This window comes from Blautia faecis (assembly GCF_020554845.1).
Classification (GTDB): domain Bacteria; phylum Bacillota; class Clostridia; order Lachnospirales; family Lachnospiraceae; genus Blautia_A; species Blautia_A faecis.
The window spans coordinates 18,421-33,375 of the sequence record NZ_JAJCIA010000029.1 but is presented as its reverse complement, the minus strand read 5'-3'; the positions used below and the strand labels follow the sequence as shown (position 1 = coordinate 33,375).

Genomic DNA, 14,955 nt, shown 5'->3' with positions numbered 1-14,955 from the left:
TTTCATTTACAACAGAACCTGCTGTCAGCTCAGCTTATGAAGAAAAGTCATATCCTCTTCACTTCCGCCGGTAAGCATCAGGTTCAGATCTGTGATCAGTTCACCAATTGTATCTGTATGCTGGTACATGGAATCATCAGTTACCCAGACATTTCCCTCTTTTACGGCTTTAAAATCAGCCATCAGACTTTCTTTTGCAAGAAGATCGTCTATGCTTTTTACAGACGCATCAATACTGGAGTTGTAGATCAGATAATCTGCATCTGACGCAGTATTATAGAATTCCTCCATGGTAATGGCAACGGAAGTTTTTCCACTGTCATCCTGAAGATCTGCGAATGCATTTCTTCCACCGGCAATCTCGATCATGCTGGAAATATAATCTTTAGGATTACGTACTACAGGAGAACCGCTGGTATTGATGTAGAAAAATGCAACTGTTTTTTCTGTATTTGTAAAGTCCTTTAGCTTCTCAATAACCTGTGCCTGCTGGTCAAAGAAGGTCTTTGCCTCCTCTTCTTTGTTCATCATTGCGCCATAAAGCTTGATCCACTCTGTACGTCCAAGGGGCTGGCTCTCATAGCTGGAGCGATCGGTGAAAACAGGAATTCCAAGAGTTTCGATCATCTCCTGTACCTTCGGTGCATGAAGGATCATGGTAGACTCTATTGCAAGATCACAGTCGTCACCTACCAGAAGCTCGTAATCCGGTTCATCGTATTTTCCCGCAAAGGTCATTTCGCCGTTATTGATAGCATCAGCTGCTGACTGGATATACCAACCGGAAGCATCAAGACCTGACAGCTTGATGGAGTCTACACTTCCGATTGCATCGAACAATGCCATCGGGGAAGTGGCTGCCATGTAGATGGTGTCAAGTGGCTGCTGAAGGATCTGGATTTCAGGATCCAGATCATCAGGTGCCTCTTTGCCCTCTGGGACGATCAGATATCTGGCATCATCATGGATGTCCAGAAGTTTGTAACCGTCATTGTAATAATACACGTCAAAGCATTCTGCAAAAGACAGATCCATGGCGGATTCATAGGTCAGACCTGCAATTTCAGGTGCAGCATTTTTTTCTGATGTGTCAGAAGAAGTCTCCCCGGAAGCATCTGCTTCCAGGTTCTCCTCTTCTGCCCATACCGGAGTAATGGCAGTAAATGTCATAACTGTTGTTGCAAAAATACTTAAAATTTTATATTTCAGCTTTTTGTCATACATTTTTATTTTCTCCTGCTGATTATTCTTGCTACTGTGCATATGGTGAAGAATAGTAATTTATTCTTCCTCATCAGTTACAAAAATTGCTTCGTAAGCTTTTTCCCACTCAGCTTTTGCATTGTCATCCTTTTCATCTGCAGAACGGTCTACGATAAACGGGATTTTCAGAGTGGAATATTTCTCTGCGGAATCTTTCAGAAGGTTTTCTTTTGCTTCTGTGTCTGCTTCCTCTGTCGGGAGAATATCAGAAGAAAGGATAGAAATACCGCACTGACTCTTTACAAGAGCTTTGTAATCTGTATCTTCATCTTTTCCTGCAAAAGTTACGGAACCATCTTCCAGAGCAGCTGTAAGGCTGTCTACCGTACAGTCCTCTTTTTCCATTCCAAGAGCAGTAACTTTGTCTGTAAGATCAAGCTTATCCAAAATGTTAAGAGCATCTGTGGAAGCCACATAAGCAGATTCTACCGGCTGGTTGATTACGATTACATCTTTATCAAGTCCTGCAGGGATAACAGCACCCTCAGGTACGATCAGGTATTTTACAACATTGCCCATGTAGAGCTTTTCTGTACCTGTAAGTTCCTGGGAATCAGCAGCTTCTGTTTTTGCATTTTCTTTTCCGGAATCAACAGTTTCCGGTTTTCTTGCAGTATCTGTTGTCATATCTACTTCAAGAAGGGTAATACCCTTTGCGTAGTGATAAAGCTTAAAGTATTTTGCATGCTCAAGAGTAGTTTCGTCTTTATACTCAAGACCTGTGATCTCTGGTGCAGAATCATCCAGCTTCTTGTTTCCTGTGGAAAGCATGCTGTTGTCATCTGCCGGGTTATCCTTGTCTGTTTTCTTCGGATCGTTTGCACCCTTTAAAGCGATATAAATGGTGTAAGTGATTTCATGAGCCTGGGACATTCTGGTTGTCATACCAATGATCGTATTATTCTGGTTCAGTGCTACCGGAATTGTGAAAGTAGAAGTTCCGCCGCCGCATGCACCGTAGTATTTATTTCCATTGGCTTTTACATAACCGTAATATTCACTGCTGAATACAATAGTCGCATATGCCTGACCATTTGTTACCGTAACTTTGTTACAGGAAATGCTGACCTTTCCAGAACCACCAGACCAGGAGAAACTGTCAGGAGTATAGGTTCCATCTGCTAATGTAGTAGAACTGTTTACAGATGCTGTTCCGCCGCTTAAGTCAGATTCGTATTTGGATTCCTCTTCCGGTTTCTTGTCTGGCTTTGGAGTTGCTGTTGGTGTAGGAGTTGCTGTCGGTTTTTTATTTGGTTTTGCAGTGGGTGCAGGAGTTGCTGTGATTGTTGTGTCAGGAGCAGTATCTGGCTGCGGATCATCCTGTACGTCACCTATCTTATTTAAAGTGCTGGACTGGAAAGTCAGGATCCTGTCATACCAGATCTGGTTTTTGTGGGAAAAAGCAGCAACTGCAATTCCATTGTCCAGGGCTTCAACAGGAATCTCATATGTATATTTGCCATTTGCGTCTGCCACATATGGAACCCAGGTGGAGGAATCTGCTGCGGCAGCTTCTTCTTTTGTTCCCAGACATAGATAGTCGTAACCAGTTCCGCTTAAAGTAAGAACAGCTGTCATTTTTCCGTTTTTGGAAGTAAGGACACAGTCAATTACACGGAACATAGATGAACTGGAGTTTACTGTAATATTATAAATTCCGCTTGCACAGCTGCCTGGAGCAGGGGTTGCTGTTGGCTCTGGGGTGGTGGTTGCTTCCGGAGTTGTGCTTGGCACTGGAGTTTCAGTTGGTGCAGGAGTCTCAACCGGTGCTTCGGTAGGCTCTGGGGAAACAGTTGGTTCCGGTGTTGGAGCAGCCTCTCCATATCCTGGAACCGCCGGTACGGTAATCGTCAATATACCCTTTGCGTACCAGTTCTGGCTCTTCTTGGAATGAGGAACGACTGCTATTGTCTGAGCTTCCTTGCTTGCAGTAACTTCAAAGGTGTAGGTATAGCCTCCTGCACTGTTCTCTACTCCTTTGATGGAATTTGCTTCTTTATCAGAGTCACTGGCACTGCCAAGATAGATCATGTCATAATTCTGTTTTGCGGTAGAAAGTGTGACAATATATTTATCCTCCGAAACCTTTACAGTGGAACCGGTGATTACGAACATTGCAAATTCATCACCGTTTTCTTTTTCAAGCTTGATTCCGGCGTCTGTAATTTCATTCTGAGATGGTGCCTGGGTTGGAGCTGCAGTTGGCTGTGGAGTGGCAGTTGGCTCCGGGGTTGCAGTTGGCTGTGGAGTAGCAGTTGGCTCTGGTGCAGCTGTAGGCTGTGGAGCTTCTGCTTCCTCATTTTTGCTTTCTTCAGCAGGGGATGCAGTAACCGCAGGAGTGGTCTCAGAGGCAGGTGCTTCTGTAACTGCAGGTGTCTCTTCCACAGCGGAGGCGTCCCCGGCTGCCGGAGTTGCTGTAGTTTCGGTGTTTTCTTCTTCAGTTGTTACGTTTTCCTGCACAGGAGTCTCAGCAGCAACAACAGTCTTCTCCGCCTCTGTTTCTGGAGTTGGTGTAACAGAAACCTGTACGTTTGCATCCTCATTTTCTGCCTGTGTAAGTACAGCAGGAGTGACCGTCATCGCGACGGAAAGGAACAGTGCAAGAAAGCGTTTTGAATTTCTTTTCATTTCTTTTTCCTCGATTCTTCCTATTATTTTATAATTTGAATAAATCCCAATTGCTTCTGGAGCCTGTTTGTACAATGGGCAATCCTGACAGGATTATTTCAAAAAAATGCCTGCTTCCTCTGAGAAAACAGGCACTAAAAATTCAATATATTGTATTATCAAATATATTAATGAGAATGAAGTACTTTCTTCGGAAGCTTTCATTAAACGAATTCAGCAGGTTTCCTGACTTACAGATCAACACAGAATCCATCCTTCTCAGCAATATACCAATGGTTTCACTGGATTCTACTCCCTGGTTACAGTGACCGGATCGTTCAGGACTTTCACCTGATTCCCTCTTAGAGCGTGTTGAAAAAATATTCCCACAATCTGCACGCTGTAGCAGACAGATATGTCTGGCACTGAAAACGGATTTATTCAATTCACCTCATTATAGCAGACCGTTATGTCGAAATCAATAGATTTATAGGGTTATTGCTTGTATTTACTGTACCCGACTTCATCTGTGCGGAGAAGTGTTCCATTCTCATCGTAGACACTGCGGTAGGTTTTACAGGTGTTTGGATCGGAATGCTCTGTAGTAATCTCTACCGTATTATTGTCAGTTTTGGTTCCGTAAATGGATACCGTTACGGCTTCCTCTTTTTCATCGTAAGAGGCTTCAATTTTAATTGGATAAGCAGTATTATTCTGAAAACGGAAATCCTGACCTCCCCACACCACTGCTGCGTCCAGACCATCCTCAACATAATCAATGCGGGCAGCGTGATTATGACGCTCAACAATGGTCAGATCAGACTGCAGGCATGCCATAAACAACGTAGTGGAAATCTGGCAGATTCCGCCTCCGATATCCTGGGCATGTTCGCCTCCTACAATTACAGTTGCTTCCCTGTACCCTCGTTCCTCAGTACGTGGACCTAAAGTATCGTTGTAGGAAAAAATCTGTCCTGGCTGAAGTTCCACTCCATCACAGGCTTCCACGGCAAGCTTCAAATTGGCAACACGGTTTTCGGTACCGCCGCCATATGTAGTATAAGTACCAAGAAGATTCAGATAAGGAAGGGCTTCTATCTCTTCTGTAGAAACTTCGGGCAGGGTAATTTCAAGGGGAATGGTGATCTCTGCACCTTCTTTTGCTTTTTCCAGCTTCTTTGCAGCTGACTTTACATCAAATGAAATTCCGGTAACTGCCGGAATAATTTCATTATTTTCCCCCAGAGAAGCATCTGTGGCTTCTGTATGTACTTTTTCATAATAGGCTTCCAGATCCAGTTCCTCTGGCGGTGTCTTCATAGTAGGACATTCGATAACAGCTTCATAATCTTCTATGGAAATTGCTTTTAGAATCGCTTCTTTCAGTGCATCCATATCCGGACCGATTCCGGTTTTTCCCTTAGTGATAACCAGCTCTGTATCTGTAAGTTCACAGGAAGTCTGTATAGTGGTGGATCCCTTTGAAATTCCGGCATCCTCCAGAATCTTGTCCAGTTCGTCTTTATTTCGGGCTTCCGGCATAAGGGTGACTTTTTCCTTTGTCTTGCTGTTCATCAGTTCGATGCGGTCAGTTCCATGAGTAAACCAGGCACCATGTCCAAGAGCATAGGCACTTTCTACAATTGATTTTACATCAAGACCGAGAACAGGATAGATGGATACCTTAAAGTTCTTTCCGTTCAGGGTAATGGTCATCTGTGTGTCCTCATATTTTTCCTGAAAATCTTTTGAAATTGCGTCAATGGCTTCCTCTTTGGTCATTCCCTGAATGGCTATGCCGTTTATTTTAAGCTTCTTCCAGATTACATTATCTGTAAGAAAATGACACCACAGCCCATACGCGCCTGCCAGAATCAGAACCAGGATCAGAACTTTGATCACACCGTTTTTCACTTGTTTTTTCATGTAATAATTTTACCTTTTGCAGTCTTTTTTAGAGCGTGTTTGAAAAAGGCTTTCTGCAAAATATATCGCAAAGTGGGGCGTGCAGATTGCAGGAATGATTTTTCAAACAGGCTTTAGAGCAATGGGGTAAAAAAGCATGTCCGGTTTCCGGTATGGCATGCAGCCCCTACCTGCTCTACTTTTGCCAGAATTGTATCATTATCACAGTCAATAGTCAATGATTTCACATACTGAACATGACCGGAGGTTAGTCCTTTGGTCCAGAGCTCGTTGCGGCTGCGGCTCCAGTAAGTCATTTTTCCCAGCTTCAGAGTGGTCAGATATGCTTCCTCGTTCATGTACGCAAGCATAAGAACTTCGTTTGTTTTGTGATCCTGCACAATAACCGGAACCATGCCGTCACTGTTTAATTTGAAATCTGACCAGGACATTTTGGACTTTAATTGGTTTTGTTCCATATTTTTAATACTCCTTTATGAAAAATTTTTCTGCAATTATGCCACCTGCTTTCATGCTCAATTCGAAAAAAATGAAAACAAGTGGCATATATCATATCGTCTTAATCGTAATTCTGTTTATTCTGCCCTTAGAGACTTCCCTTCGTAGAAAGCACATCTGTAATACGAGGATCATAAGCTACCGCCATATCCAGCGCCTTTGCAAAGCTTTTGAACATGGCTTCTGCCATATGGTGATTATTTCCCGGGGTGAGAACCTTAATGTGAAGATTCATGGCTGCCGTATAAGAAATGGCATAAAAGAATTCCTTTACCATTTCTGTGGACATATCTCCAATTTTTTCACTGGTAAACGCACCTTCGAAAGAAAGATACGGGCGTCCCCCAAGATCAATGGCGCAAAGCACAAGACACTCATCCATTGGAAGGATGCAGCTTCCGTAACGCCTGATTCCTTTCTTGTCTCCAACCGCTTCTTTAATAGCTGTGCCAAGAACAATTCCCGTATCTTCAATGGTATGATGATCATCAACCTGAAGATCACCATTTACCTTTATATCCAGATCAAAAAGTCCGTGACGGGTAAAGCCATCTAACATGTGATCGAAAAATCCCACACCTGTATCCAGACAGCTTTTTCCGGTTCCGTCCAGATTCAGCTTTATGGCAATTTTAGTTTCTTTTGTATTTCGTTCAACAGTAGCTTCTCTTGTCATGACTGCTCCTTTTTATCTTCCTCTTCAAAGCGGACTGCAATGGAGTTGGCATGTGCAGTTAGCTGCTCGGAGGATGCAAAACGGATGATGTCCTTGTGGATTTTCTGTAATGCAGACCTGGAATAATATACAATACTGGATTTCTTAATAAAATCGTCGACGGAAAGTGCAGAGAAGAACTTAGCTGTTCCGTTGGTAGGAAGAACGTGGTTTGGTCCGGCAAAGTAATCACCAAGAGGCTCAGAACTGTACTCTCCAATGAAAATAGCGCCTGCATTTCGCACCTTCATCATTACCTCAAAGGCGTTTTTGGTGACAATTTCCATGTGTTCAGATGCAATCTCATTCGCTGCTTCAATCGCTTCATCCATATCTTCTGCAATAAGGATATATCCAAAATTCTCCAGAGATTTTTCGATGATCTCTTTTCTGGAAAGAACCTTCAGATAGCCTTCAATCTCTTTCTCTACATTCTGTGCCAGTTCTGTACTGGTAGTAATGAGGATTGCAGAAGCCATCTCATCGTGTTCTGCCTGAGAAAGAAGATCTGCTGCTACATAGTGTGCATTTGCAGTTTCATCTGCAAGGACAAGGATCTCACTTGGACCAGCAATGGAATCAATGCTGACATGTCCATAAACAGCCTTTTTTGCAAGGGCTACAAAAATGTTGCCAGGTCCTACGATCTTGTCTACCTTTGGGATGCTTGCAGTACCATAAGCAAGTGCTCCGATTGCCTGTGCACCACCAACTTTATAGATCTCATCAGCGCCTGCTTCTTTGGCAGCAACCAGAGTGGATGGATTTACTTTACCGTCTTTCCCAGGAGGTGTGGTCATAACGATGTGAGGTACTCCTGCCACTTTTGCCGGCACAATATTCATTAATACAGAAGAAGGATAAACTGCTTTTCCGCCTGGAACATAAACACCTACACGATTTAATGGTGTTACCTTCTGACCAAGCATGGTGCCATTTTCGGTACTGGTAAACCAACTGTTCTGACGCTGTTTCTCATGGTAGCTGCGGATGTTTACAAGTGCCTTGCGGATAACTTCCAATAAGGATGCATCAACTGCTTTATAGGCTTCTTCAATTTCCGCTTCGGTTACACGTATGGTTTCCGGAGTTACCTCTACTTTATCAAATTCTTTTGTGTAAGAAAAAAGAGCTTCATCCCCTTTTTCTTTTACATTTGCAAGAATATCTGCTACTGCTGCTTCGAACTTGCCGTAATTATTAGGGCTCCGTTTTAAAAGATTTTCCAGGATATCTTTGGTAGATTCTTTTGTTAATCTTACTGTACGCATTGTGATCGATCCTTCCAATTTTATTTTATTCCAGAAAAAAACAGTAATTTCAGATTACCTTTCGTAAATCTTCAATCAGCTTACTGATTCTTTCATTTTCCATTTTCATGCTTACCTGATTCACAACCATTCTTGCTGAAAGAGGGCAAACTTCTTCTAACACCTTCAGTCCATTTTCGCGAAGTGTGCTTCCGGTCTCAACGATATCTACGATCACTTCAGAAAGACCTACAATAGGTGCAAGCTCAATAGAACCATTCAGCTTAATGATTTCCACAGTCTGATGCTTCTTATTATAGAAATAATCTTTGGCAATGTTTGGATATTTGGTTGCCACACGGATCAGCTGGTTTGAATTCAGAAGGGGTTTGGCACTATCAGGTCCGCAAACGCACATGCGGCAGGCTCCAAATCCAAGATCCATTACCTCGTAAAGCTTACGGCCTTCTTCCAGGATCGTATCCTTTCCGACAATTCCGATGTCAGCTGCGCCATATTCTACATATGTAGGTACATCTGGTCCTTTGGCAAGGAAAAAACGAAGCTTTAATTCTTCATTTACAAAAATTAGTTTACGGGAATCCTTATCTTTCATCTCTTCGCAGGTGATCCCGATTTTCTCAAGTATGGCAAGGGTTTTGTCTGCAAGTCTTCCCTTGGTAAGGGCAAAAGTCAGATATCTCATAATTCCACCTCACAAACCTTAGTAACTTTCTCTGGGCGAAGGGCTACATTTCTGCCCTGGGCGCGAAGCTCTTTGGCCTTCTGGATTGCCTGGATACGGTTTTCTTTGCGGTAAGTGATAACCGTAACGCCCTCCTCTTCCTCCATTTCGATTTTTTGTCTGGAAAGAGCCATCAGAAGGTTATCTACTACAATGGCAAACCCGATGGATGCAGCAGGCTTGCCGAAATGTTTCATCAGCTGGTTGTAACGGCCGCCCTTGATCAACGCTTCTCCTGTACCGTAGGTATAAGCCTGGAAAATGATTCCGGTATAGTAATGATATTTGCTTAACATTGCAAAATCAAAAGTAACGTATTTTTCATAGCCGTAAACTTTCAGAAGCTCATAGATTTCTTCCAGACGCGCAACCGCCTTTAATGCCTGTGGATTGTCCGTAAGGGATTTTGCCTTTTCCAGAACTTCTGTCGATCCGAACATCTGAGGAAGCTGGGAAAGAACTCTTGCAAGGGATTTATCCATGTTCTTATTCTTTACAAGCTCTTCCACACCAAAATAGTTTTTCTGGGAAATCAGCTCCCGAAGCTCTTCTTCCTCTTCCTGGCTCATGCCTGTCTGGGCAAAAATCGCTTTATAATAATCAACCTGCCCAACGCTTACCTGAAATTCGGTAAGTCCTGTCGCAAGCAGACACTCTACCGTCATAGCCAGAATCTCTGCATCTGCTTCCGGTGAATCATCGCCCATACGCTCAACGCCCATCTGGGTTGTCTCTTTCAATCTTCCGCGAAAGCTGGAATTATTGATAAAAGTGTTGCCTGTATAACACAGACTTACTACCTCTTTTTCAGGGTTAAAATAGGTGGCACAGGCTCTGGAAACAGACGGTGTAAAGTCAGGTCGAAGAACAAGGGTATTGCCTTCTCTGTCAAAAAATTTATAAAGCTCCCTGGAGGGAATGGTTCCCACTTCTTTACTAAACACTTCAAAATATTCAAATGTGGGAGTTTCTATATCTTCAAAGCCATACTGATGGAATACACGGTGAAGCTTTTCCTGAAGTTTTTGCTTTCGGCTGCATTCCTGACTGTAAATATCCCGTACACCCTCCGGCGTATGAAAAATTCTCTGCATATCATGTTTCCTCCATGTTGTTTCTTGCTTGTTAATTACATAGCACTTTATCACACTACTACGATAATGCAAAATCAATGTTGATTATAGTGGAATATTCCAAGATTGTCAAGACGAAGTGTTGCGTGTGTTATGGCAACACGCGTGTTTCCAGATCCAACTTTAATCCCTCTAAATAAGGAACCAGAAAGCCGCTCTTTTTCGGCAGGTAATACTTCTCATCCAGTTCCTCCCTGCGGAAGCTTTTCCGTCCGCCCTCTTCCATCCGTCTCCAGTATGCCAACAGTTCCCGAAAAGGCAGATAATAAAATAAGTTCAACTGACTGAAAAATATAAGAAAAAATGCCACGCCATTCTGTTTTTCAAAGTCCTCCATAAATTTCACCTGATGAGGATGAATATTTGCCAGAGGAAACGTCTGGGCGCTGCATTCCTTTGCATCAAAGCAGACAGGAATTCCCTGTACTGCACCTATATAGTCAACAGTACTTCGCTGGTCAAAGTATGCCAGAGTAATGTGACGGTTCTCTTTGTCCATGCGTACCGGAGTGATGGGAGTGGGAATCTTCTGTATCAGAGCAAGTCCCTTCTCCCTGTACTGATCGTTTGTTCGGTTTACAAGGTCCTCCAGGGTAGAACCCCGGAGCCCTCTGCTGTTCCATGTCGCCATTCTTACGGTTCCTCGTAGCCAAGAAGCTTGATGGATGGATAATATCTTACAACTGCTTTCCCTACAATCTGGTCAAAGCGGACGAATGTGTTCTTCCAGAAGCGGGAATCCTTAGAATCATTTCGGTTATCACCCAGCATAAAATAGCAATTGTCCGGAACGGTATATGGACCGAAGCTTCCCTGCATTTTCTCTGGAATAAAGGAATCATCAAGAGCAGTCTCAGAACCGTCGATATATACCTTTCCGTCTTTGATCTCAACAGTCTCTCCCGGAAGTCCGATCACACGTTTGATGAAAAGCTGGCTTTCATCATCCGGATACTTGAAAATTACAATGTCAAAGCGCTCGGGATCCTTGACTTTTTTGGAAATCTCATGTCCAAACAGATCCAGATTGATACCATATGCAAGACGGAATCCAAAGATACGGTCGCCGGTCATAATAGTCTTCTCCATGGATGGAGAAGGGATTTTTGCGTTGATCAGTACTACATTGTTGATAACCAGGACTATAGCAACTACAATGATGATCATTTTTATATAGTCCCATACTTCATGCCAGATTTTCATATTATTTATTCTCCTCTACGTGTTCCTCTTTCAGGATTTTTTGAAACAGATAAGGCAAAGGAGCCGTGAACTCTTTGCCAGACAGATAGGAAAGACGCCCTTCAATTTCCGGGATTTCCAACCTGTATGCGTGAAGCAGCTGCGATTTCAGACCATACTTTCTGCAGTATTCATCGTTTAAGGTACGCCTGCCGTACTTGTAATCTCCAATAAGGGGATGACCAGTTCCTGCAAGGTGTGCCCTGATCTGATGTGTGCGTCCGGTAATCAGCTCCACCTCAAGAAGGGTAACGGTTCCGTTATCTCCAAGGGGACGGTATCTGGTCTCAATGGGAAGTGCTCCGGATGTTTCCGTTTCCTGTACTGTTACTTTATTACATTTTTCGTCTTTATGCAAATATCCTTTGATATATTTTTCATTTTTTATAACACCATTTACCAGGCAGCGGTAAAATTTGTGAAGGCTTCGATCATGAAACAATGAAGAAAGCTCCTGAAGTCCTGTCAGGGATTTTCCTGCAGCCACAAGTCCGCTGGTATTACGGTCCAGACGATTGCAGACAGATGGGCGGAAGGTATGTAAAGACGCTTCCGTAACCGCTCCGCTTTCAAGAAGATACCCCGTCAGATATTCTACCAGTGATGGTTCCTTATCATCTGCAGGCTGGGAAAGCATTCCCACAGGTTTGTTGATCAGAAGGATATTATCGTCTTCATACACAATGTCAAGCTTCTGATGAGCTCTTGCTACCGTTTCCTGTACTCCTGCAAATTTCCCGAAAGTCTCATCCGAAAGGAAAAGCTTTACGTGGTCACCAGTGGAAAGCTTCTCATTTCCAGTGGCTCTGCCGCCGTTTAAGGTAATATTTTTCTTGCGGAGCATTTTGTAAAAAAAGCTTTTTGGAGCTTCACGGAGAAGCTTTCCTAGATATTTGTCAAAGCGCTGTCCCGCTTCATTTTCATTAATAATAAATTCTTTCATGCTGGATATCCTCTTAGATACACAAATTCAGGATCACATGCTTCACCATTTCATCTCTGGTAAAATCAGGATATCTTGGATCTGGTGTAAAGCGAAGCCCTTCTTCTAAGGATTCCTTGTGTTCGTTCATAGAATCAAGACGTTCCAGGAAAGGACGAAGCTCTCCAAGAATTTTTACATCTACTTTATAGCCGTTTTTGCGAACCAGTTTCTGGGCTTCTGCAGCCATAAAATTTGTATCTGCTTTCGGATCACTGGTATAACCGACTACAGTATTTCCGCATACTGCAATGGCATCTATGGTGCATTTTTTTTCATAGAAAGTCATATACATCTCGTACGCCATTACAAGATCACCCTGATGCGCATGGATCTTCTTGTACAGGACCGGATCTACAGGCTTTGCCAGATAGACCATGATCACATCTACCACAGCCTTACAGCCTGGAAGAGATCCTACCAGAGCAATGATAGTCCAGATAGAATTTCTGGTACCTAGGTAAATCCACATACTGATAAAAATAAAAACGGGGACACCAAGCATAATGGCAGCAATTATGATCCTGCGCTTTCGTTCACGCTTCAGATATCCGAATTCTCCTTTGTTTGTCTGCATTAGTTTCATGAAAACACTCCTATTTCTGCTTTTTTCTTGTGTGATGATTGCGGATGGTTTTCTTTGGTGCCGGACCATGCTTTGATCCTCTGTTACGCCCGGCATTCTCTGTATATTTGCTGTCCCCATGCCCTTTTCTGACAGGCCGGATCAGACATTTTTCCCCATACCCAACCAGATCCATACGCCCTGCAATTTTCAATCCTTCGAGAACCAGTTCTCTGTTGACCGGATTCTTATATTGCATAAGCGCACGTTGAATGGCTTTTTCATGGGCGCTCTTCGGCACATAAACCTTTTCGCCTGTAAGAGGATGGATTCCCGTGTAATACATACAGGTAGACAGTGTAGAAGGTGTTGGGTAAAAGTCCTGCACCTGCTCCGGAGTAAAGCCAAGATCACGGACATATTCTGCCAGCTTCACAGCCTCTTTCATGGTACATCCCGGATGAGAGGACATAAAATATGGCACGGCAAACTGCTGTAAGCCAGCCTTCTTATTTGCCTTGTCAAATTCCTTCAAAAATTTCTCATACACTTCGTGGGACGGCTTGCCCATATATTTCAGCACCTGATTGGAAACATGCTCAGGAGCTACACGAAGCTGTCCGCTTACATGATATTTGGCAAGTTCATTAAGAAAAGTTTTGTCCGGGTCTGCCAACACATAATCGAAACGCACACCGGAACGGACAAATACTTTTTTTACTTTTGGAAGATCCCGGAGCTTACGAAGAAGAGAAACGTAATCTTTGTGATCCGCGGTCAGATTCTTACATGGTTCAGGAAACAGACAATGACGGTTCTTGCAAACGCCTCTGGTCAGCTGTTTCTGGCAGGAAGGCTGGCGAAAGTCCGCTGTAGGTCCGCCTACATCGTGGATATATCCCTTGAAATCTTTCTCCTCGGTCATGTGGACCGCTTCTTTCAGAATTGATTCATGACTTCTGGTCTGCAGGATTCTTCCTTGATGAAAAGTTAATGCACAGAAGCTGCAGCTTCCGAAACATCCTCTGTTGCTGGTAAGACTGAATTTAATTTCCTCTAATGCAGGAATTCCGCCGTCTTTCTCATACATGGGATGATAATTTCCCGCATAAGGAAGATCATATACATCGTCCATCTCCTCCTGTGTAAGAGGTAATGCAGGTGGATTCTGGATCACGTAACCCTTTGTTCCGTAGGATTCGGCCATGGTTCCTGCTGTAAAAGGGTCAGTATTCTGATACTGGATGGCAAAGCTTCTGGCATAAGCCTGCTTATCCGCCTGTACTTCATCAAAAGAAGGAAGTATGATCGGCTCGTAAGTGCGGGACAGATCCCTGCATTTATAGACGGTTCCTGCCACATAGGTAATTTCGCTGACAGGGATTCCGCTGTCAAGAGCCTCTGCAATCTCAATAATAGAATGCTCTCCCATTCCGTAGGAAATCAGGTCTGCGCCGGAATCTATGAGGATACTGTGCTTCACCTTATTTTCCCAGTAATCGTAATGTGCCATACGTCTGAGGCTTGCCTCGATTCCACCAAGGATTACAGGAGTTTTCTTAAAAGTCTGACGAATCAGATTACTGTATACAATAACAGCACGGTCTGGCCGCAAACCCATTTTACCGCCAGGAGAATAAGAATCCTTCTGGCGGTGCTTTTTTGCAACGGTATAGTGATTAACCATGGAATCCATATTGCCGGCACTTACAAGGAAGCCAAGGCGAGGCTCTCCAAATATGGCAATACTCTCCTTCCTGCGCCAGTCGGGCTGAGGGATAATTCCCACTTTATAGCCCCGGCTCTCCAGAAGGCGGCTGATAATAGCAGTTCCAAAAGAGGAATGATCTACGTAAGCATCTCCTGTCACGTAGACAAAATCTACCTGATCCCAGCCTCTGTCCTCCATGTCTTTTTTTGTAACTGGTAAAAATTGTGACATCTATATTTTTCTCCTATGCACTGCTCATTCTGTAAGGCGTGTTCCAAGAATGATGTGAACAAAATGAACAGTAACGTATTTTCGGAC

The 14,955-nt window shown here is 43.4% G+C and carries 12 protein-coding genes, 3 pseudogenes and 1 riboswitch; of the genes and pseudogenes, 1 reads left to right on the top strand and 14 read right to left on the bottom strand.

Annotated elements, in window-relative coordinates; genetic code table 11:
* Window positions 1–24 precede the first annotated feature (24 nt).
* The 4 genes and pseudogenes from LIZ66_RS13605 to LIZ66_RS20090 all read right to left on the bottom strand — a co-directional run.
* A complete protein-coding gene (locus LIZ66_RS13605; RefSeq protein WP_227200918.1) occupies window positions 25–1,224 on the bottom strand; it encodes an ABC transporter substrate-binding protein in 1,200 nt (399 codons plus the stop codon).
* 57 nt (window positions 1,225–1,281) lie between these two features.
* Window positions 1,282–3,891, bottom strand: coding sequence for a hypothetical protein (locus LIZ66_RS13600; protein ID WP_227200917.1), 2,610 nt, complete (start codon window positions 3,889–3,891; stop codon window positions 1,282–1,284).
* 199 nt (window positions 3,892–4,090) lie between these two features.
* Window positions 4,091–4,282, bottom strand: a riboswitch (cobalamin riboswitch).
* Between the two features lie 83 nt (window positions 4,283–4,365).
* A complete protein-coding gene (locus LIZ66_RS13595; RefSeq protein WP_227200916.1) occupies window positions 4,366–5,796 on the bottom strand; it encodes a VanW family protein in 1,431 nt (476 codons plus the stop codon).
* 28 nt (window positions 5,797–5,824) lie between these two features.
* Window positions 5,825–5,899 (bottom strand): annotated as a pseudogene (locus LIZ66_RS20090) (DUF6783 domain-containing protein); the annotation flags it as partial.
* On the opposite strand from LIZ66_RS20090, the pseudogene LIZ66_RS20085 reads away from it, so the two are divergent.
* Window positions 5,879–5,926: pseudogene (locus LIZ66_RS20085) on the top strand (hypothetical protein); the annotation flags it as partial. The pseudogenes LIZ66_RS20090 and LIZ66_RS20085 overlap by 21 nt on opposite strands.
* Here the strand turns inward: LIZ66_RS20085 and hisI are convergent.
* The 10 genes and pseudogenes from hisI to LIZ66_RS13545 all read right to left on the bottom strand — a co-directional run.
* Window positions 5,913–6,233: pseudogene (hisI, locus tag LIZ66_RS13590) on the bottom strand (phosphoribosyl-AMP cyclohydrolase); the annotation flags it as partial. The pseudogenes LIZ66_RS20085 and hisI sit on opposite strands and share 14 nt — an antisense overlap.
* Window positions 6,234–6,382: 149 nt before the next feature.
* Window positions 6,383–6,970 (bottom strand): imidazoleglycerol-phosphate dehydratase HisB, encoded by a 588-nt coding sequence (gene hisB, locus LIZ66_RS13585; protein ID WP_227200914.1) that lies wholly within the window; start codon window positions 6,968–6,970, stop codon window positions 6,383–6,385.
* Window positions 6,967–8,280: a histidinol dehydrogenase gene (hisD, locus tag LIZ66_RS13580; protein WP_227200913.1), complete on the bottom strand. Its 1,314-nt coding sequence runs from the start codon at window positions 8,278–8,280 to the stop codon at window positions 6,967–6,969. Before hisD ends, hisB begins: the two co-directional genes overlap by 4 nt.
* 49 nt (window positions 8,281–8,329) lie before the next feature.
* Window positions 8,330–8,965, bottom strand: a complete 636-nt coding sequence (gene hisG, locus LIZ66_RS13575; RefSeq protein WP_118583467.1) for an ATP phosphoribosyltransferase — start codon at window positions 8,963–8,965, stop codon at window positions 8,330–8,332.
* The gene (gene hisZ, locus LIZ66_RS13570) at window positions 8,962–10,098 is read right to left on the bottom strand and encodes an ATP phosphoribosyltransferase regulatory subunit (RefSeq protein WP_118583465.1); all 1,137 of its coding nucleotides are present in this window, start codon (window positions 10,096–10,098) and stop codon (window positions 8,962–8,964) included. The genes hisG and hisZ overlap by 4 nt, the downstream gene beginning before the upstream one ends.
* A gap of 130 nt (window positions 10,099–10,228) precedes the next feature.
* Window positions 10,229–10,768 (bottom strand): Holliday junction resolvase RecU, encoded by a 540-nt coding sequence (locus LIZ66_RS13565; RefSeq protein ID WP_173716741.1) that lies wholly within the window; start codon window positions 10,766–10,768, stop codon window positions 10,229–10,231.
* 2 nt (window positions 10,769–10,770) lie between these two features.
* Entirely contained in the window at window positions 10,771–11,340 is a 570-nt protein-coding gene (gene lepB, locus LIZ66_RS13560; protein WP_173716740.1) for a signal peptidase I, read from the bottom strand.
* Between the two features lies 1 nt (window position 11,341).
* Complete coding sequence (locus tag LIZ66_RS13555) at window positions 11,342–12,322, bottom strand: RluA family pseudouridine synthase (protein ID WP_227200912.1); 981 nt, start codon at window positions 12,320–12,322, stop codon at window positions 11,342–11,344.
* A gap of 13 nt (window positions 12,323–12,335) precedes the next feature.
* On the bottom strand, window positions 12,336–12,947 hold the full coding sequence (locus LIZ66_RS13550) for a hypothetical protein (RefSeq protein ID WP_173718994.1): 612 nt from the start codon (window positions 12,945–12,947) through the stop codon (window positions 12,336–12,338).
* A 10-nt stretch (window positions 12,948–12,957) separates the two neighbouring features.
* Window positions 12,958–14,868: a YgiQ family radical SAM protein gene (locus LIZ66_RS13545; protein WP_227200911.1), complete on the bottom strand. Its 1,911-nt coding sequence runs from the start codon at window positions 14,866–14,868 to the stop codon at window positions 12,958–12,960.
* Window positions 14,869–14,955 lie beyond the last annotated feature (87 nt).

What these genes read in the sequence shown, in the direction of transcription:
- LIZ66_RS13605 (WP_227200918.1), bottom strand. Translation starts at nt 1,224, where the DNA reads ATGTATGACAAAAAGCTGAAATATAAAATTTTAAGTATTTTTGCAACA.
- hisZ (WP_118583465.1), bottom strand. Translation starts at nt 10,098, where the DNA reads ATGCAGAGAATTTTTCATACGCCGGAGGGTGTACGGGATATTTACAGT.
- LIZ66_RS13595 (WP_227200916.1), bottom strand. Translation starts at nt 5,796, where the DNA reads ATGAAAAAACAAGTGAAAAACGGTGTGATCAAAGTTCTGATCCTGGTT.
- LIZ66_RS13550 (WP_173718994.1), bottom strand. Translation starts at nt 12,947, where the DNA reads ATGAAACTAATGCAGACAAACAAAGGAGAATTCGGATATCTGAAGCGT.
- lepB (WP_173716740.1), bottom strand. Translation starts at nt 11,340, where the DNA reads ATGAAAATCTGGCATGAAGTATGGGACTATATAAAAATGATCATCATT.
- LIZ66_RS13545 (WP_227200911.1), bottom strand. Translation starts at nt 14,868, where the DNA reads ATGTCACAATTTTTACCAGTTACAAAAAAAGACATGGAGGACAGAGGC.
- LIZ66_RS13565 (WP_173716741.1), bottom strand. Translation starts at nt 10,768, where the DNA reads ATGGCGACATGGAACAGCAGAGGGCTCCGGGGTTCTACCCTGGAGGAC.
- hisD (WP_227200913.1), bottom strand. Translation starts at nt 8,280, where the DNA reads ATGCGTACAGTAAGATTAACAAAAGAATCTACCAAAGATATCCTGGAA.
- LIZ66_RS13600 (WP_227200917.1), bottom strand. Translation starts at nt 3,891, where the DNA reads ATGAAAAGAAATTCAAAACGCTTTCTTGCACTGTTCCTTTCCGTCGCG.
- hisG (WP_118583467.1), bottom strand. Translation starts at nt 8,965, where the DNA reads ATGAGATATCTGACTTTTGCCCTTACCAAGGGAAGACTTGCAGACAAA.
- hisB (WP_227200914.1), bottom strand. Translation starts at nt 6,970, where the DNA reads ATGACAAGAGAAGCTACTGTTGAACGAAATACAAAAGAAACTAAAATT.
- LIZ66_RS13555 (WP_227200912.1), bottom strand. Translation starts at nt 12,322, where the DNA reads ATGAAAGAATTTATTATTAATGAAAATGAAGCGGGACAGCGCTTTGAC.